17 protein-coding genes are annotated in these 16388 nt (G+C 63.3%); 9 read left to right on the forward strand and 8 right to left on the reverse strand.

Annotated elements, in window-relative coordinates; all coding sequences use genetic code 11:
• Positions 1–239 (forward strand): hypothetical protein (locus tag IAE33_RS24690; RefSeq protein ID WP_236407314.1); only part of this gene is annotated, 239 nt, incomplete at its 5' end.
• On the opposite strand, the gene IAE33_RS23520 is transcribed toward IAE33_RS24690, so the two are convergent.
• Together IAE33_RS23520 and IAE33_RS23525 are read right to left on the reverse strand one after the other, a co-directional pair.
• A complete protein-coding gene (locus IAE33_RS23520; RefSeq protein ID WP_201165555.1) occupies positions 202–852 on the reverse strand; it encodes a TIGR04211 family SH3 domain-containing protein in 651 nt (216 codons plus the stop codon). The genes IAE33_RS24690 and IAE33_RS23520 overlap by 38 nt on opposite strands.
• Before the next feature lie 175 nt (positions 853–1027).
• Positions 1028–1285, reverse strand: coding sequence for a hypothetical protein (locus IAE33_RS23525; RefSeq protein ID WP_201165557.1), 258 nt, complete (start codon positions 1283–1285; stop codon positions 1028–1030).
• Positions 1286–1673: 388 nt separating this feature from the next.
• On the opposite strand from IAE33_RS23525, the gene IAE33_RS23530 reads away from it, so the two are divergent.
• Positions 1674–1991, forward strand: a complete 318-nt coding sequence (locus IAE33_RS23530; RefSeq protein ID WP_201165559.1) for a hypothetical protein — start codon at positions 1674–1676, stop codon at positions 1989–1991.
• An 86-nt stretch (positions 1992–2077) separates the two neighbouring features.
• A complete protein-coding gene (locus tag IAE33_RS23535) occupies positions 2078–2866 on the forward strand; it encodes a substrate-binding periplasmic protein (protein WP_201165561.1) in 789 nt (262 codons plus the stop codon).
• Positions 2867–2881: 15 nt separating this feature from the next.
• On the opposite strand, the gene IAE33_RS23540 is transcribed toward IAE33_RS23535, so the two are convergent.
• From IAE33_RS23540 to IAE33_RS23550, 3 genes are read right to left on the reverse strand one after another with little or no spacing between them, the layout of a single operon-like run.
• On the reverse strand, positions 2882–4225 hold the full coding sequence (locus IAE33_RS23540) for a c-type cytochrome (RefSeq protein WP_201165563.1): 1344 nt from the start codon (positions 4223–4225) through the stop codon (positions 2882–2884).
• A gap of 17 nt (positions 4226–4242) precedes the next feature.
• A complete protein-coding gene (locus tag IAE33_RS23545) occupies positions 4243–6474 on the reverse strand; it encodes a xanthine dehydrogenase family protein molybdopterin-binding subunit (protein ID WP_201165565.1) in 2232 nt (743 codons plus the stop codon).
• Positions 6474–6929 (reverse strand): (2Fe-2S)-binding protein, encoded by a 456-nt coding sequence (locus tag IAE33_RS23550; RefSeq protein WP_201165567.1) that lies wholly within the window; start codon positions 6927–6929, stop codon positions 6474–6476. Before IAE33_RS23550 ends, IAE33_RS23545 begins: the two co-directional genes overlap by 1 nt.
• Before the next feature lie 264 nt (positions 6930–7193).
• Between IAE33_RS23550 and IAE33_RS23555 the strand changes: the two genes are divergently transcribed.
• From IAE33_RS23555 to IAE33_RS23570, 4 genes are all read left to right on the forward strand, one after another.
• The gene (locus IAE33_RS23555) at positions 7194–9380 is read left to right on the forward strand and encodes an OsmC domain/YcaO domain-containing protein (protein WP_201165571.1); all 2187 of its coding nucleotides are present in this window, start codon (positions 7194–7196) and stop codon (positions 9378–9380) included.
• 196 nt (positions 9381–9576) lie between these two features.
• Positions 9577–10005 (forward strand): DUF2231 domain-containing protein, encoded by a 429-nt coding sequence (locus IAE33_RS23560; RefSeq protein WP_028633805.1) that lies wholly within the window; start codon positions 9577–9579, stop codon positions 10003–10005.
• On the forward strand, positions 10002–11291 hold the full coding sequence (locus IAE33_RS23565) for a PQQ-dependent sugar dehydrogenase (protein WP_201165572.1): 1290 nt from the start codon (positions 10002–10004) through the stop codon (positions 11289–11291). The genes IAE33_RS23560 and IAE33_RS23565 overlap by 4 nt, the downstream gene beginning before the upstream one ends.
• A gap of 192 nt (positions 11292–11483) precedes the next feature.
• Positions 11484–12002 carry a DMT family transporter gene (locus IAE33_RS23570; RefSeq protein WP_201165574.1) on the forward strand — a complete coding sequence of 173 codons (519 nt, stop codon included), beginning with the start codon at positions 11484–11486 and terminating at the stop codon, positions 12000–12002.
• On the opposite strand, the gene IAE33_RS23575 is transcribed toward IAE33_RS23570, so the two are convergent.
• The gene (locus IAE33_RS23575) at positions 12003–12911 is read right to left on the reverse strand and encodes a LysR family transcriptional regulator (protein ID WP_201165575.1); all 909 of its coding nucleotides are present in this window, start codon (positions 12909–12911) and stop codon (positions 12003–12005) included.
• A 147-nt stretch (positions 12912–13058) separates the two neighbouring features.
• On the opposite strand from IAE33_RS23575, the gene IAE33_RS23580 reads away from it, so the two are divergent.
• Complete coding sequence (locus IAE33_RS23580) at positions 13059–14273, forward strand: YeeE/YedE family protein (RefSeq protein WP_201165576.1); 1215 nt, start codon at positions 13059–13061, stop codon at positions 14271–14273.
• 111 nt (positions 14274–14384) lie between these two features.
• On the opposite strand, the gene IAE33_RS23585 is transcribed toward IAE33_RS23580, so the two are convergent.
• The gene (locus tag IAE33_RS23585) at positions 14385–14714 is read right to left on the reverse strand and encodes a hypothetical protein (protein WP_201165577.1); all 330 of its coding nucleotides are present in this window, start codon (positions 14712–14714) and stop codon (positions 14385–14387) included.
• Between the two features lie 40 nt (positions 14715–14754).
• On the reverse strand, positions 14755–15408 hold the full coding sequence (locus IAE33_RS23590) for a DUF998 domain-containing protein (RefSeq protein ID WP_201165578.1): 654 nt from the start codon (positions 15406–15408) through the stop codon (positions 14755–14757).
• 143 nt (positions 15409–15551) lie between these two features.
• Between IAE33_RS23590 and IAE33_RS23595 the strand changes: the two genes are divergently transcribed.
• Positions 15552–16301 (forward strand): FadR/GntR family transcriptional regulator, encoded by a 750-nt coding sequence (locus tag IAE33_RS23595; protein WP_201165579.1) that lies wholly within the window; start codon positions 15552–15554, stop codon positions 16299–16301.
• The last annotated feature ends 87 nt before the right edge of the window (positions 16302–16388 follow it).

The following is a 16388-nucleotide window of genomic DNA, read 5'->3' on the forward strand; positions in this document are numbered from 1 at the left end:
CATGCCCGTCACCTCCCTCCGCAAGTCCTTCGTTCGGCCTCCTGAAGTCGCTCAAGATCAAGAGCCAGATCAAGAGCCAGATCAAGAGCCAGATCAAGAGCAGATCAAGAGCAGATCAAGAGCAGATCAAGATCAACGGCAACGGGGCGTTCGGTGGAAGGGGTTACTACTTACCAGCGCGCACGGCTCGCCAGCTTCGCCTCAGAACCAGCGATCGTTCTTCTTGCGCCCACGGGTGAGGGCGGGCAGGATCAGGCCCGCCAGCAGGCCGGCACCCGCGATGCTGCCGCCATACACCATGTAGCGCATCATCACCTGTTTGTTCTCGTCGCCCAACCTTGCCTGCGTATCACGCAAGGTCGACTGGCTTTGGTCGAGCTCATCGCTCAGCGACTTGTTGCGCGCTTCGAGCTCATCCACCAGTTGCTTGCGCGAATCGAGGGTTTCCTGCATGCCCTGGACGCGGTTTTTCCAGCTGTCGTCGATGGTCTTCAGTTGCCCCGTAAGCTCCGCAACCTGCGCATCCAGCTGCGGCAGGCGGTCGCCCTGGCCAGGTACCGACTGCAAGTCGCTGGACAGGATCCACACCACGTCGCCGTTCTGCCCGCGCACCTGGCTGTAGTTACCCTGGGTGCTGACCAAAGTCAGTTTCTGGCCAGACTTGAGGGTGCCGACGATACGGTGACCGTCTGTCGGGCCGCTGCGCACATAGGTGCTCAGGCTGTCGCTCACCCAGCGTGCATCGCTGGCAGGCTCTTCGGCATGCGCCGGCACGGCAAGGGCCACCGTGGCGGCGAGCAGGCCACCGCGCAGGGCAGTAAGGGCGTAGGCAGTTGGGCGGGAATCGGGCATTTTGAGTCTTCGCTGAAACAGGACAAAAGTAGGCCGGGGACTGGGCCGGTGAACCGGTCGGTGGGTTGACCGTCAGCCAAAGACCTTTTTTTTGTAAGCTGGTTCAGCGATCGGGTTCGGAAATATCTACAGCATGTTGCAACGTAGGCAGGCTTTGCGACCTCACAGCGCCTGTTCATAGCATCCCGTCAGGGGGCGTACCTGTCGTCAGCTCATCCGGCAGCGGCACCACCGGGGCGGCCTCCTTGGCCCACCAGGTGTTCTTGCGGCACACCAGCCTGAACTTGTAAAGCTGCCCCTCTGCTGGCTTGAGTCCGGGGTCGAGCAGGTCTGCGCCTCGCACCAATGCACTGTGGCCATTTATGCACAGAATGCAGCCAAACTGCTTGCCCTGGTCGAACCAGGCAACCCTGCCAATCCAATGCTCTTGCACGATCTGACACCCCCAACCATCCAGCATCCGGGGCTGTTGCCCAGGTAGCACCATGCTGCGGCGGTCGACCAAAAGCTGAAACTGGCAATTTTGCCAGTTGGCTCTGCGCCGTGGCAGGTGCGCAGGGCGAGGGGCGGCAATGGCTCAGTGTTAAATCTCTGAGCACGAAGAACCAGCCGATAAGGCCGAGAACAATCCAATCGAGCGTCTCTGTGCGGCCTGGCCACCCCTTGCAGACCCCCGAGCCATTTTTAGTTGGTGGCAGCATGACCCTTCCTTGTCACGTTCTGTTAACCTGAACGGCATCACCTGGGCCTGCATCCCCGAGAAGCGTGGACACGTTGCTTGCAGCGGCCTGGGTTGTACCAGGAAACGGAGATTCGTCTAGATGGCCACTGACCGTGTGAGCCTGATTCATTTCGATAAACTGAGCATGAGCCCAGATGCTGCCAACCGGTTCCAGTCCGCCCTCGACGCCCTGGAGGCGCTGAAGCTGCAGGACCGTTACGTGTACCTCATCGCTCCCTATCTGGGTGACATCGCGGACGCTTCCGATACTGAGCAATTGGCCACGGCGCTGCAGCAGAGCCAGCGCGTGGTCGAGGAATTACTGGCTGCCAGGTCGGTAACCCAGGCCAAGGCAGAAGAGGTCAACCAGGTGTTCCTGCGCGCTGCGGAGCGCGCCCGGGCCGAGCTGTCGGGCTGAGCCGCGCATCGCCCAGGCCCTGCCGCTTTTGCTGCTTCATGCGCCCGGTAACTGCTCCCCCTAGATAGCGAAGAGGGTAGAAGGCCATGCGTTGCGTTCGCCGCGTCATGCTGCTTCTGTCTTGCCTGGCATTACTGCCAGGCTTCGTCGTGCCGGCCGAGCGCTGCCAGCGACTGACCGCCACCGGTAACCCTGAATACCCCCCTTATCTATGGCGCGACCCTGCCAACCCTCAGCAACTGATCGGCGCCAATGCCGACCTGGTCAAGCACCTGGCCGAGCGCCTGGGCCTTGACATTGATGTGGTCTATGGCGGGCCGTGGTCCCGCGCCCAGGAAGAGGTGCGCACCGGCAGGATCGACCTGCTGGCCGGTTATTTCATGACCGATGCACGTGAGCAGCAGATGGATTTCGTGCTGCCCCCCTTCCTCCATACGCCGAGCGTGGTCTGGGTGCGCCGGGAGGGCACCTTTGATTACCGGCAATGGGCCGACCTGAGGGAGCGCAAAGGCGGCACGCTGGTGAACAACAGCCACGGCCAGCAGTTCGATGACTACGCCCGGCAATACCTCACCCTCGAAGCCGTGCCTACCGCCAGGCAGGCATTTGAAAAGCTGGTGCACAAACGCAGTGATTACGTGGTGTACGAGCAATACCCCGGAATGGCGTTGGCCCGCACGCTGGGTATTGAAGGCGAGCTGCTGGTGTTGCAGCCGCCTGTATCCAGCGAAGGGCTTTATCTGGCGATGTCGCGCGCCTCACCTTGCAATCAACCCGCGTTGATCGAGGCGCTCACTCGCGAGATGAAGGAGGTCACCGCGGGAGCACTGCCTGATCAACTGTTGAAGCAGAACCTGCAGCGACGGCAGGAGTGAGTGAGCGCGGCCCCGCTACCGCATATGCAGGATGATCGGGCTGCTGCTGGCCGGGTCGGTATGGTCCCGCAGCTTCGCTACCGCCGCCGGGTCCACCGCCGGGCCATGGTTACCCCAGGCACTGCGCACAAAGCTCAGTACCTCGGCAACCTCCTGATCGCTCAACTGTGCCCTGAACGCCGGCATCCGGTAGGCGTCCGGCATGCCCGCAGCCACCACGCGCTGTGAACCGTTGAGGGTGATGTTGATGGCTGAAGCGTTCTCTTTGGCCAATGCCGAGGTAGCGCCGGCCAACGGTGGCATCCATTCGCCCTGGCCCTTGCCGTCCATGCCGTGGCAGGAAGCGCAGCGGGTCACGTAAGTGTGCGCCCCAGGCCGATCGAGCTGGGCGACACCAGGCTCATCCTGATACTGCCAGGGCGTCCCGTCGCGTGCGGGGTCGCCTGGCAGCGACGTGAGATAACGAGCGATGGCTGACAGGTCCTGATCGTTCATGAACTGCGTGGAGTTGTTGAACGCCTCGGTCATGGAGCCGAATACCACGGCATGACGGTTACGCCCAGTTTTCAAAAACTGCACCACGTCGGCCTCGCTCCAGCGGCCAAGGCCCGTGTTGTGATCGGCGCGCAGGCTTGGCGCATACCAGCCGTCTAGCAGCGCCCCCGCCAGGAACGGTGCGCCGCTGTCATCCAGCGCCTTCTCATTGAACGCCAGCCCGCGGGGTGTGTGGCAGCTACCGCAGTGGCCGGGGCCCTGCACAATGTAGGCACCCCGGTTCCAGAGCGCATCCTGCCCGGGCTTGTCGGCGTAAGGCTCGGTGGGAGCGAACAGGCCGTTCCACAGGGCGATGGGCCAGCGCATGTTCAGCGGCCACGGGATGCTACTGGCCTGGTTGGGCTGGCGCGCCGGTTGCACGCTGTGCATGAAGAACGCATACAGGGCCTTGACGTCTTCATCGCTGAGCTTCGCGTAGGACGGGTAGGGCATGGCCGGGTACAGCCGTCGCCCACCCGGTGCCACCCCCTGGCGCACGGCGCGGTCGAAGTCCGCCAGGCTGTAGCTGCCAATGCCGGTTTCAGGGTCGGGGGTGATGTTGGTGGCATGGATGGCGCCCAGTGGCGTCGCCATTTCGAGCCCGCCGGCAAAGGGCTTTTGCCCTGGCAGGCTGTGGCAGGCCACGCAGTCGCCAAGGCGCGCCACGTATTCGCCTCGGCTTACCAAGGCCGGGTCATCGATGGCTACCTTTGTACGTTCAAAAGGCGAGGCCGGCTCACGGTTGACGTACCACGTCACCAGGCCCGCGGCCACTGCACAGGGCAGCAGCAACCAGCCAAGGGTTGTTTTCATACGACGTGTCATCGCGGCGTCCTTGTCGGTCAGCTGAAGGTATGACGGCTCATGGGCAGGCTACGCACCCGTTTGCCGGTGAGCTGGGCAACCGCGTTTGCCACGGCAGGCGCCACCGCTGGCAAGGGGGGCTCGCCGATGCCACCCATCTTCGCGCCGCTCTCGATGATGCGCACATGCACCCGTGCCATGCGCGACGGCGGCAGGATCGGATAGAGGTCGTAATTGCGCGCCCGGGGCATGCCGTCCACATATACAGCTTCTTCCACCAGCGTTTGTGAAAGGCCCAGCGCCACGGCGCCATTGACCTGATGCTCGATGATGGCTGGGTTGACGATGCTGCCAGGGTCGATGGCCTGCCAGATGTCATGCACCTTCACCTGGCCATTCTCGATCGACACTTCGGCGATGACCGCAGCCTCGGAACCGAACGGCGACGCCATGGCCACACCCCGCGCCCGTCGGCTGCCGTCCTCGGCGGTGAACGGCCCGCGCTTCCAGCCGCCAGACAACTCGCCCACGGCTTGCAGCAGGTGGGTCAGGCGCGGGTTGTCACGCAGCAGGTGCAGGCGTAGCTCAAACGGGTCCTTGCCACCTTTGTCGGCCAGCTCGTCCAGAAAGGACTCGTAGAAGAAGTCGTTCAGCGAATTGCCCACCGACCGCCAGTAACCGAGCATCGCCGGCCCCTTCACGTAGACCTGGGCGATGCGTTTGTGCGCGATTGCATAGGCCTTGCCCGACAGCCCCTCAAGCGCCGTGGGGTCGATCTTCTCGCCCTGCTCGCCCGCCAGCGCCTCGGTCGGGCCTTCGGTAGCGCTGACCGCCTCCAGGGCTATGGGCATACCGTCGGCATCCAGCGCGGCACGGAATTTCACGGCAGCAACCGGGCGCAGCACGTCGCGCAGAAACTCTTCTTCCCGGCTCCAGATCAGTTTCACTGGCTGGCCGACCGCTTTGGCCAGCGCGATAGCTTGCGGGTAAGGGTTGGCGGACTCATACAGGAAATGGCGGCCAAAGAAACCGCCCAGCAGGGGTGAGTGGAGGGTGATCTGGCTAGCGTCCAGGCCCGTGCGTTTGGCTATGTCGTCGCGGAACATGTCGGGCGCCTGGTTCGGCAACCAGACTTCCAGGGAGCCGTCCGGGTTGAAGCGGGCCAGGGCAGAGGGGGGCTCCAACTGGGCGTGGTTAAGGTACTGGTTGTGGTAGCTGGCTTCTACCTTGGTTGGTGCGCTGCCGAGGGTAGCTGCGAAATCGCCCGCCTGCTCTTCATCCCGGGCCGGGCCTTGCGTCGCGCCCAAGTGCTCTACCCAGCGGTCGCTGGAAAAGTCCGCAGGCATCGCGCGCACGGTGGAGCCCGCCGCCGCTTCCTGCCAGTCCACCTGCAGGGCCTCCACTGCCCGCTTAGCGTGCCACCAGCGTTTGGCGACCACTGCCACGGCCCCCGGCAGTTGATGCACCGAGTGCACGCCGTGCATGGCCTTGACCTCGGGCTCGTTGCGCAGGCCGCCAACCGTCATGCCCAGGCGCGGTGCGTGCTGGACAGCGGCGTGCAGCATGTTCTCGACGGTGATATCGATGCAGTACATGGCCTTGCCGGTGGACTTGTCACGGGCATCCAGGCGCATGACAGGCTTGCCGATCCAGCGGAACGTGGCGGGGTCGCGGAGCTTCAGGGTGGTGGGGTCGGGTACCGGTAGGTCCATGGCCCGCCCGGCCAGTTCGCCGTAGGGTATGGATCGCCCGGTCGTGGTATGTACTACAGTACCCGGAGTAGTGGACAGCTCTGCCAACGGCACACCCAGCTTCTCGGCACCCGCCTGCAGCAGCATGGCGCGAGCGAGGGCGCCAAGGCGGCGCATGGTGGGGTAGCTCATGCGCACCGACATGCTCCCACCTGTGATGCGCATGCCGTTCTCCATCACCACATAGGCATCACCAGGGGGCGCGCTCTCGACCACGAAGTTGACGGGGTCGACGTCGAGCTCTTCTCCGACGATCTGCGCCATGGCGGTGAACGGCCCCTGGCCGCCTTCCATGAACGGGCTCAGTAGGCGCACCGTGCCGTCAGGGCGAATCTCCAGAAACGCGGGCACCTGGGTACCACGCTCGGCATGGGTGGCTGCCTGTACGCGAGAAACGCCAAGCGGGAGGCCAAAGCCGAGCACCAGTGCACCCACTGCCGTACCGGCAAGAAAACGCCGGCGTGACAGGTTCACGGTTTCGCCAGCCTGCAATTTGGCCAGCTCAGGGAACGTATCCATCAGGCTTTCCCCCCTTGCGCCAGCGCGTGCATCGCCGCATGGATGGCGTTGTAGGTGCCGCAGCGGCACAGGTTGACCATGGCCGCATCGATCTGCTCATTGCTGGGGTTGGGGGTGTGCTTGAGCAGGGCGGTCGCCGCCATCACCTGCCCTGACTGGCAGTACCCGCATTGGGCCACCTGGTGCTCAACCCAGGCCGCGACCACCTTCTTGCCGACAGGGTCGTCCTCGATCGCCTCGATGGTGGACACTTCGCGGCCCTCCACGCCCGCCACTGGCGTGACGCATGCGCGCACCACCACACCGTCGACCAGCACCGAGCAGGCCCCGCACTGGGCCAGGCCACAGCCATATTTGGTGCCGGTGAGGCCCAGGTCGTCCCTGAGCACCCACAGCAGGGGCGTGTCGGCTTGCGCTTCGACCTGGTAGGCCGCGCCGTTGATGCGTAATTCCATGGTTCACCTGCCCATCATCGGTTGCTGTCGCTGTTCTGAGATACACCGGGGGTACGTTGCCCCCGTCCGCAAACGCTAGCACATCGTGTCTACCGGCCATCCGAGCAGCAGGCAGATCCAGAGGATCAGGCAAGCATTCCCCCGTAATACGCAAGCGCAGACCGCCTGGCGCGGCGCAGCGGGTACCGGGGAGGATTTCCACGGCGAAAACCCGGATAATGCCGGGCACTTCTGTTCTGCACGTTTAAATCACGGTAAACCCGCATGGAAATCAAGGTCAATTTTCTCGACAATCTGCGCCTCGAAGCCAAGTTCGACGACTTCACGGTGATTGCCGACCAACCGATCCGCTACAAGGGAGACGGCTCGGCGCCGGGGCCGTTTGATTACTTCCTGGCGTCCTCGGCCCTGTGCGCCGCTTACTTCGTCAAGCTGTACTGCCAGGCTCGCGACATTCCGACCGAGAACATTCGGCTGTCGCAGAACAACATCGTCGACCCTGAAAACCGCTACAACCAGGTCTTCAAGATTCAGGTCGAGTTGCCCGAAGACATCTCCGAGAAGGACCGCCAGGGCATCCTGCGTTCCATCGACCGCTGCACGGTGAAGAAGGTGGTGCAAACCGGCCCCGAGTTCGTCATCGAGGTGGTGGACAACCTGGATGCCGACGCCCAGGGGCTGTTGATGCCGGTGGCGCAGACCAGCACCCGTATCCCCGGCAAGGACCTGCCGCTGGAACAGACCATTGCCAACATGTCCGGCATTCTGGCGGGCTTGGGCATGAAGATCGAAATCGCTTCGTGGCGCAATATCGTGCCCAACGTCTGGTCGCTGCACGTGCGCGACGCGCAGTCGCCGATGTGCTTCACCAACGGCAAGGGCGCCACCAAGGAGGCCGCCCTGGCCTCGGCCCTGGGCGAATTCATCGAGCGCCTGAATTGCAACTTCTTCTATAACGACCAGTTCTGGGGCGAAGACATCGCCAATGCGCCGTTTGTGCATTACCCGAACGAGCAGTGGTTCAAGCCCGGCCCGCGTGACGCGCTGCCAGGGGAAATCCTCGACGAAAACTGCCTGGCCATCTACAACCCCGATGGCGAGCTGCGCGGCTCGCATCTGTACGACACCAACTCAGGTAACACGGCGCGGGGCATCTGCTCACTGCCATTCGTGCGCCAGTCGGATGAACAGGTGGTGTACTTCCCGTCCAACCTGATCGAGAACCTGTTCCTGAGCAACGGCATGAGCGCAGGCAATACCCTGGCTGAAGCCCAGGTGCAGTGCCTGTCGGAAATCTTCGAACGGGCCGTGAAGCGCGAGATCCTCGAAGGCGAGCTGTGCCTGCCGGATGTGCCAGCAGAGGTACTGGCCCGTTACCCGGGCATCGTGGCTGGCATTCAGGGGCTGGAAGAGCAGGGCTTCCCGGTGCTGGTCAAGGATGCCTCGCTCGGGGGTGAGTTCCCGGTGATGTGCGTGACCCTCATGAACCCGCGCACAGGGGGCGTGTTCGCCTCGTTCGGTGCACACCCGAGCATGGAAGTGGCGCTGGAACGCAGCCTCACCGAGCTGCTGCAGGGCCGCAGCTTCGAGGGCCTCAATGACCTGCCGCAGCCGACCTTCGAAAGCCACGCGCTGACCGAGCCGAACAACTTCGTCGAACACTTCATCGATTCCAGCGGTGTGGTGTCCTGGCGCTTCTTCAGCAGCAAGGCCGACTTCGAATTCGTCGAGTGGGACTTCTCGGGCCAGGGCGAAGATCGTAACGTCCAGGAAGCCGCCACCCTGTTCGGCATCCTGGCCAACCTGGGCAAAGAGGTGTACATGGCGGTGTACGATAACCTCGGTGCCACCGCCTGCCGCATCCTGGTGCCTGGGTACTCGGAAATCTACCCGGTGGAAGACCTGATCTGGGACAACACCAACCGCGCCCTGAGCTTCCGCGCCGACATCCTCAACCTGCACAGCCTCGACAACCGCTCCCTGAAGCTGTTGCTCAAGCGCCTGGACAACTGTGACGTGGATGACTACACCACCATCACCACGCTGATCGGCGTGGAGTTCGATGACAACACGGTGTGGGGCCAGCTGACCATTCTCGAGCTCAAATTGCTTATCTGCCTGGCTGTGCAGCGCTTCGAGGATGCCAAGGAGCTGGTCGAGGCGTTCTTGCAGTTCAACGACAACACCGTCGAGCGGGGCCTGTTTTACCAGGCGCTGAACGTGGTGCTGGAGGTGATGCTGGACGACGACCTGGAAATGGCCGACTTCGAAACCAACTTCCGGCGCATGTTCGGCGACGCGCGCATGGACGCGGTGCTGGGGTCTGTCGATGGCAGCGTACGCTTCCACGGCCTGACCCCGACCAGCATGAAGCTCGAAGGCCTGGACCGCCACCTGCGGCTGCTCGACAGCTACAAGAAACTGCACGCAGCGCGGGCCCGAATGGCCTGAGGGTGTGAGGCCACGCGCGGCGGGGTGGGCCCCGCGTGGCCGAGGGTCATTGGCTGCAAATAGCTTGCAGGATGTTTCAAACGGTTGAAGCGGTGAACTATCACCGCTCCAGGGTGCTCATTGGTTTAGCGCACCTTGCGCGCCCCTGTGGGCTTTTGCCCATCAGAGCTGGGTCACCGAATGAAAAGGAGGCACCGTGACCGTAACCGACCAAACCCTTTACCGCTGCAGGCCCGGCCCGCTGCACGCGCTGCTGTTGGCAGGCAGCGTGCCGTTGTTCCTTGGCGCCATGCTGAGCGACATCGCCTACTACAACAGCTACCAGATCCAGTGGAGCAACTTCGCCGCCTGGCTTATCGCCGGTGGGCTGGTGTTCTGCGGGCTGGCGTTGCTGTTCGCCTTGGTCAACCTGGTGCGGGCGCGGCAGAAAGCCGGCCGGCCGACCCTGTATTTCGTGTTGTTGCTGGTGACCTGGGCGCTGGGCTTGGTCAATGCGTTCGAGCATGCCAAGGATGCCTGGGCCGTGATGCCGTCGGGCTTGGTACTGTCGGTGATCGTGACCGTGCTTGCCGTAGTGGCGGCCTTCCTCGGGTTGAGCAACCTGCGCGCGCGAGGTGAGGCATGAAACGTCTACATGCACTGAGCCTGCTGTCCTTTTCGCTGCTGCTGGCCGCTTGTGGCGGCGATGGCGAGCCCACCCAGGCCCATGGCCCGGACCCAAAACTGCCTGAACCCCAGCGCGGCTTGCTGCCGAGCATGAAGATCGCCCAGCCGGTTGCGTGGGGCCAGCAGAAGCCGACCGTGCCAGACGGCTTCAGCGTCACGGCCATCGCCACCGACCTGAAGATCCCCCGGCAAACCCTGGTGCTGCCTAATGGCGACATCCTGGTCGCAGAAGGGCGGGGCGGTAGCGCGGCAAAGCTCAAGCCCAAGGACGTGATCGCCAGCCAAATCAAGGCCAAAGGCAATACCCAAGTCAAGGGTGGCAACCGCCTGACGCTGCTGCGCGATGCCGATGGTGACGGGCGTTATGAAATGCAGACAGTGTTTGCCGAAAACCTCAACGCCCCTTATGGCCTGGCTTTTGCCAACGGCAAGGTCTACGTGGCCAACCAGGATGCGCTGGTGAGCTTTGACTACAAGGACGGCCAGACCAAGGCCGAGGGCGCACCTGCCAAGGTCACCGACCTGCCCGCCGAGATCAACCACCACTGGACCAAGGCACTCACCGTCAGCCCAGACGGGCGTTACCTGTATGTGGGCATCGGCTCCAACAGCAACATCACCGAACGCGGCCTTGAGGTTGAAATCGACCGCGCCATGGTCTGGCAGGTGGATGCCCAGACCGGTGCCCACCGCCCGTACGCTACCGGCCTGCGCAACCCGACGGCGCTGACCATCCAGCCAGGCACCGGCCAGCTGTGGACTGTGGTGAACGAGCGCGACGAACTGGGCCCCGACCTGGTGCCGGACTACCTGACTTCGGTGCGCGAAGGCGGTTTCTATGGCTGGCCCTATAGCTACTGGGGGCAGAATGTAGACGACCGGGTGCGGCCGCAGAACCCTGCCAAAGTTGCCGCAGCCATCAAACCGGACTACAGCCTGGGGTCGCACGTGGCAGCCCTTGGGGTCGACTTCTCGACAGCCGCCATGGGCGAGGGCTTCACCGATGGCGTGTTCGTCGGCGAACACGGCAGCTGGAACCGACCAAACCCGGTGGGCTACAAGGTGATCTTCGTGCCGTTCAGCAATGGCAAGCCGGCCGGCGAGCCGATCGACTTCGCCACCGGCTTCCGCGGCGAAGATGGCAAGACTCGAGGGCGGCCAGTGGGTGTGACCGTAGACCCGCGGGGGGCGTTGATCATCGCTGACGATCTGGCCAATACCGTGTGGCGTGTAACGCGTAACTGATACAGCCAGCCGCTGCAGTAGTTGCATGCCCATGGTTCGCCCATGGCATGCAACCTTCTGCATGTGATCCATGCCAGTTCAGATGATGGTCAGTATTCAAATGGCGAATGCCAGCCGTGCATAGTTTCGATTTCCATAAGACCCATCGATGACCCCAAGCTGTCGTCACGTGTTTGATGATGGAGAACGGTCATGTTCAGTAAAACCATGCTCATGGTGGCAGTGCCGGTAGCCTTGGCAGTGCTTGCAGGCGCCATGCTGCCGTTTCAGGCGGCCGGTAACGCCGCTGCGGGCCGCGCACTGGGCCATTGGTTATGGGGGGCGTTTGCGTCGCTGACCGTCAGTGGGACCGTAGTGATTGCGGCACTGTTGATCTTGCGCGTGCCGGCGCCAGAGGTCGGCAGGGCACTGCAGGGGCCTTGGTGGCTATGGATCGGTGGCGTGCTGGGTGCCTTGTACGTGGCCGGTGCAGCAGCGCTGACGCCCAAATTAGGGGCGGCAGGCTTTCTGGTGCTGGTGGTGGCGGGGCAAATGGTGATGGCCGTGGTGGCCGACCATTTCGGGTGGATGGGGCTGGCCGGAAGGCCGCTTGGCTGGGGGCGGGTAGCCGGCTTGCTGCTGATTCTGGGCGGTGTGTGGTTGGTGCAGGGTGGCTGGGCTACAGGTCCACTCCCCAAAACCGACACGGTGATCAAACAGCCCAATGGCTGATCAAGCGTCGGGCTGGCTGCACGCCCACACGCTTTCGCGCAGCCAGCGGTGGCCCGGGTCGTTGTTCTTGCGTGTGTGCCACGCCTGCTGGTAGTCGAAGCACGCGATGTTCAGGGGCGGGGGGAACGCTTGCAGGTACGGTTGCTGTTGCAGGCACCCCACGGCACGCTGGGCCACAGTCAACACCAAGTCGGTGCCCGTCAATACCTCCACTGCTGCACTCCAGTGCGGCAAGGCCAGGGCAATGCGCCGCCGCAAACCCTGTTCGGCCAGGGTGCGTTCGATCTCATCGAAAGCGTCCGGGCGCATGGCCAACAGCACATGAGGGCGCGTCAACCAGTCGTTCAGTGTGAGGCCACCTGAGGGTGGCAGCACGCGCCGGTCTGCCACGCTGACGAAGGTATCCTGGAACAACGCCTGGGCCGTGATCGTTTGAGGCAATTCCGGGAACAGCCCGAGTGCCAGGTCCAGTTCGCCGTCCAGCAACTGGGCAAGCATCGTTTCGCGGCTGGCCTGGCTGATGGCCAGGTCGACCCCGGGGGCGACGCGACGCACATGGCGTACCAACGGCGGCAGGATGATGCGCGAGGCGTAGTCCGATAACGACAGCCGAAAGCGACGCTGGGCCAGCGCCGGGTCGAAATGCGGGGCGGCCAACAGGCCGTTCAGGCTGCCCAAGGCGTCTTCCAGCGGTTGTTCAAGGGTCTGCGCCAGGGACGTGAGCACCATCTTGCCCTGCTGGCGTATCAGCAGCGGGTCATTGAAGTGTTTGCGCAGTTGGGCGAGGGCGTGGCTGACTGCCGGTTGGCTGCGGTGCAGGCGCAGGGCTGCGCGCGTCACATGCTTTTCGCTCAGCAGGGCGTGCAAGGCCAGCAGCAGGTTGAGGTCGATTCTGCGAAGTTCATCCATGGGGCGAATAGCCATCGGCTGTGAAGGTGGCGGCCATCAGCTTAACAAATACTGGGTGCGGGGGTAGCGCTACGCCACTGCGGCCGCGACCTGTCGGCCGCATGAAGGTATACTCACCGGCCGTTTGACTGTTATCCGAGTATTTCGATGGGTCTTTCTGCAACCGCTTCACCTGAACCGCGCCGCCTGGGCGCACCCCTTGTTGCGCTCGGGCTGCTGGTAGCCGGCGCCTGGTTCCTTGATTTGAACGCACGGTTCAAGCAGGTACTGTTGCTGCTGGTTGGCGCTGCCTTGGGCCTGACCTTGTACCACGCCGCCTTTGGCTTTACCTCAGCGTGGCGGGTGTTCATCAATGAACGCCGTGGTGCAGGCTTGCGGGCACAGATGGTCATGCTGGCCCTGGCCGTGGTGCTGTTCTTCCCGGCGCTGTCGGCGGGCACCCTGTTTGGCAACCCTGTCAATGGGCTGGTAGCGCCTGCGGGCGTTTCGGTCGTGTTCGGGGCGTTCATTTTCGGTATTGGCATGCAGCTCGGCGGCGGCTGTGCCTCTGGCACACTGTTCACCGTAGGCGGTGGCAACGCGCGCATGCTGGTCACCTTGCTGTTCTTCATCATCGGTTCGGTGACCGCTACCCACCACGCGGATTGGTGGTTCGCCCTGCCATCGTTCCCGGCCACGTCGATCGTGCAGGCCTGGGGGCTCGCGCCCGCCCTGGTGGTGAGCGTGGCCGTGTTTGCGCTGATTGCATGGGCCACGGTGGTGCTGGAAAAACGCCGGCACGGTGCGCTTGAAAAGCCCCTGCCCAGCGAGCATGAAGGCTTGCGGCGGTTCCTGCGAGGCCCGTGGCCTTTGCTGTGGGGCGCCATTGCCCTGGCGCTGCTCAACTATGCCACGCTGGCGCTTGCTGGCCGGCCTTGGGGTATTACATCTGCCTTTGCCCTATGGGGTGCCAAGGTACTGGACGCGGCAGGCGTGCAGGTGGGTACCTGGGTGTTCTGGCAAGCGCCTGCCAACGCCAAGGCCCTGGCCTCCCCACTGTGGCAGGACATCACCACGGTCATGGACGTGGGCATCGTGCTGGGGGCACTGTTGGCAGCAGGGCTGGCGGGGCGCTTCGCACCTAGCCTGAAAATCCCATTGCCTTCACTGGTAGCGGCAGTGATCGGCGGGCTGTTGCTCGGCTACGGCTCGCGGCTGGCCTATGGCTGCAACATCGGCGCCTACTTCAGCGGTATTGCCTCGGGCAGCCTGCACGGCTGGCTCTGGCTGATAGCGGCTTACCTGGGGAACGTGATTGGCGTGCGCCTTCGCCCGATCTTTTTCGCCGGGGAGCGCCGCCCGGTAACGCTGACCGGCTGCTGACAGATTATCAATGCGCGGGGCGACCGCTGGGCGCCCCAATGCAGCACTCAACTCTGATTCTCAAAATGATAATCGGCATTAACTTCTAACCATAACGCTATGATTAAGAAGTTATTTTCTTTCAACGGCATGCTGCACGCACTGCTCATAGTAGGTTTGCCCGATGGCCGCAGGCTTGAGCCTGGAGCGGCTGTTGAAGGTCTGCTCCGTAATCCCTAAAGCGGTCATGCGCATCCAGGGCTTGGCAAACCTGCGCACCTGCAGCTTCTTGCGCGAGGCATACAGCGTTACCCCTGAAAGCTTCGCCTTTTGCGCCTCGGCTGCAATCTGCGCACCCCATTTGCAGGTGTGGCGATCATTCTGGGTCAACGGACGAGCCTGGGCGCCCATGGTAGCTGAGGCCAACACGCACCCTGCCGCCATTGCTAGAAATACTCGCATGTTGCTGTCCTAAGCATCTGAAGAGAAAAGAAGTTTGCCTTCAGATAATTCGTACAGGGGCCAGCACTTTGCCCTCAGTTGCGTTCAGGCTGGCCATAGCTAGGCCCGCCACCCAGAGCACCGCCACACCATAGTTGAGCCGCTGATAGAGCCCGAACAGCTCACCCTCCTGAGCGGCCTGGCCCATCAAAACCACAGTGAAAACTGCCAGCACGGTGCACGCCAGTGAGAACCAGGCGAGGGTGCGCGAGCCTGCCAAGCGCATGCCTAGCCAGGCCCAGAGCGCGCTAGCTAGCGTCAGGGTGACGAACATCATCAGCCCGGAGAGGTTATGCAGTTGTTGCGCGGTGGACGGATGTACAGGCGTGCAGCCTTGGTCGCAGGGGAACAGCCCCGTGCCGAAACTGCCCAGGCCGTGCAGCAATACCAATGCGGCGCTCAGCAGCGCCAGTTTCGAATGCTGCCAGCGTCGCGCCAGGCCCCAGGCGAACAACATGAACAGTACGCCTAATGGGAAGTTGTTAAGCAGAGGTGACCACTGCTGGGTGGGCGCCCCGGTGGCGCCCAGCTGGCTCATGGCCATTTGCAGGTGGCTGTACCCGGGGTACGCCTTGGCGGTCAGCCATACCCCGATGGCCAGCCAAAACGGGATGAGCAGGCCGCAGGTGAGCAGTGATCGATCGAGCAGTTTCATGCAGTACACGTCCGTCCGTGGAAACCTGGGACCCTAGCAAAATGCGCAGGTACAGTGCCAGCGCCGATAGCGTGTCAGGCGTATGTGATCGTACAACTGCCTGCGCTATCATGGCGGCTGTCATTCAAGGTGAAGTACAGGGCATGTCAGAGCAACAGCCACAGGCACGGGCCCGGCGCAAGCCGCGTAGCCTGGCGCAGGAACTGGTCACGGTACTGACCGAGCGCATCCGCAGTGGCCAGCTGAAGCGCGGGGACAAGTTGCCGACCGAGTCGCAGATCATGGCCGAGGAGGGCGTAAGCCGCACCGTCGTGCGTGAAGCCATCTCGCGCCTGCAGGCTGCCGGCCAGGTCGAGACCCGTCATGGTATCGGCACCTTCGTGCTGGACGCCTCGCCTGCCGCAGGCTTGCGTATCGATCCGGCCACGGTGGTCACACTGCGCGAGGTACTGGCAGTGCTGGAGTTGCGTATTGCCCTGGAAGTGGAGTCGGCCAGCCTGGCAGCGCAGCGGCGCAGTGACGAGCAACTGGCCGGCATGCGCGCGGCGCTGGACGAGCTGAATGAGGGCGCGGCCCATGCCCTGGATGCGGTGTCAGCGGACTTCCAGTTCCACCTGCGCATCGCCCAGGCCAGCGGCAACCACTATTTTGCCGACATCATCCATCACCTGGGTACCAGCATCATCCCGCGCACGCGCCTGAACTCCGCGCGCCTGGCTCACGATGACCAGCCCCATTACATGAGCCGGTTGATGCATGAGCACGAGGCGATCTATGAAGCGATTGCGCGGCAGGACAGCGAGGGGGCGAAGATGGCGATGCGCATGCACCTGAGCAACAGCCGTGAGCGGCTGCGCCAGGTGCATGAACGGGTGCAAGGGAACGAGGGGTGACTGGGGGGCTGCGATGTGTTCGCCTTTGGGGATGCAGCGTCTGTGAGATCGAGCGCCGCCCGCGCGGCGCATCGCGAGCTGCGCTCG

The organism is Pseudomonas sp. S60, assembly GCF_016647865.1.
GTDB classification, from domain to species: domain Bacteria; phylum Pseudomonadota; class Gammaproteobacteria; order Pseudomonadales; family Pseudomonadaceae; genus Aquipseudomonas; species Aquipseudomonas parafulva.

Coding starts and splice junctions, on each gene's coding strand:
- IAE33_RS23520 (WP_201165555.1), bottom strand. CDS start 852: ATGCCCGATTCCCGCCCAACTGCCTACGCCCTTACTGCCCTGCGCGGT.
- IAE33_RS23530 (WP_201165559.1), top strand. CDS start 1,674: ATGGCCACTGACCGTGTGAGCCTGATTCATTTCGATAAACTGAGCATG.
- IAE33_RS23535 (WP_201165561.1), top strand. CDS start 2,078: ATGCGTTGCGTTCGCCGCGTCATGCTGCTTCTGTCTTGCCTGGCATTA.
- IAE33_RS23540 (WP_201165563.1), bottom strand. CDS start 4,225: ATGACACGTCGTATGAAAACAACCCTTGGCTGGTTGCTGCTGCCCTGT.
- IAE33_RS23545 (WP_201165565.1), bottom strand. CDS start 6,474: ATGGATACGTTCCCTGAGCTGGCCAAATTGCAGGCTGGCGAAACCGTG.
- IAE33_RS23550 (WP_201165567.1), bottom strand. CDS start 6,929: ATGGAATTACGCATCAACGGCGCGGCCTACCAGGTCGAAGCGCAAGCC.
- IAE33_RS23555 (WP_201165571.1), top strand. CDS start 7,194: ATGGAAATCAAGGTCAATTTTCTCGACAATCTGCGCCTCGAAGCCAAG.
- IAE33_RS23565 (WP_201165572.1), top strand. CDS start 10,002: ATGAAACGTCTACATGCACTGAGCCTGCTGTCCTTTTCGCTGCTGCTG.
- IAE33_RS23570 (WP_201165574.1), top strand. CDS start 11,484: ATGTTCAGTAAAACCATGCTCATGGTGGCAGTGCCGGTAGCCTTGGCA.
- IAE33_RS23575 (WP_201165575.1), bottom strand. CDS start 12,911: ATGGATGAACTTCGCAGAATCGACCTCAACCTGCTGCTGGCCTTGCAC.
- IAE33_RS23580 (WP_201165576.1), top strand. CDS start 13,059: ATGGGTCTTTCTGCAACCGCTTCACCTGAACCGCGCCGCCTGGGCGCA.
- IAE33_RS23585 (WP_201165577.1), bottom strand. CDS start 14,714: ATGCGAGTATTTCTAGCAATGGCGGCAGGGTGCGTGTTGGCCTCAGCT.
- IAE33_RS23590 (WP_201165578.1), bottom strand. CDS start 15,408: ATGAAACTGCTCGATCGATCACTGCTCACCTGCGGCCTGCTCATCCCG.
- IAE33_RS23595 (WP_201165579.1), top strand. CDS start 15,552: ATGTCAGAGCAACAGCCACAGGCACGGGCCCGGCGCAAGCCGCGTAGC.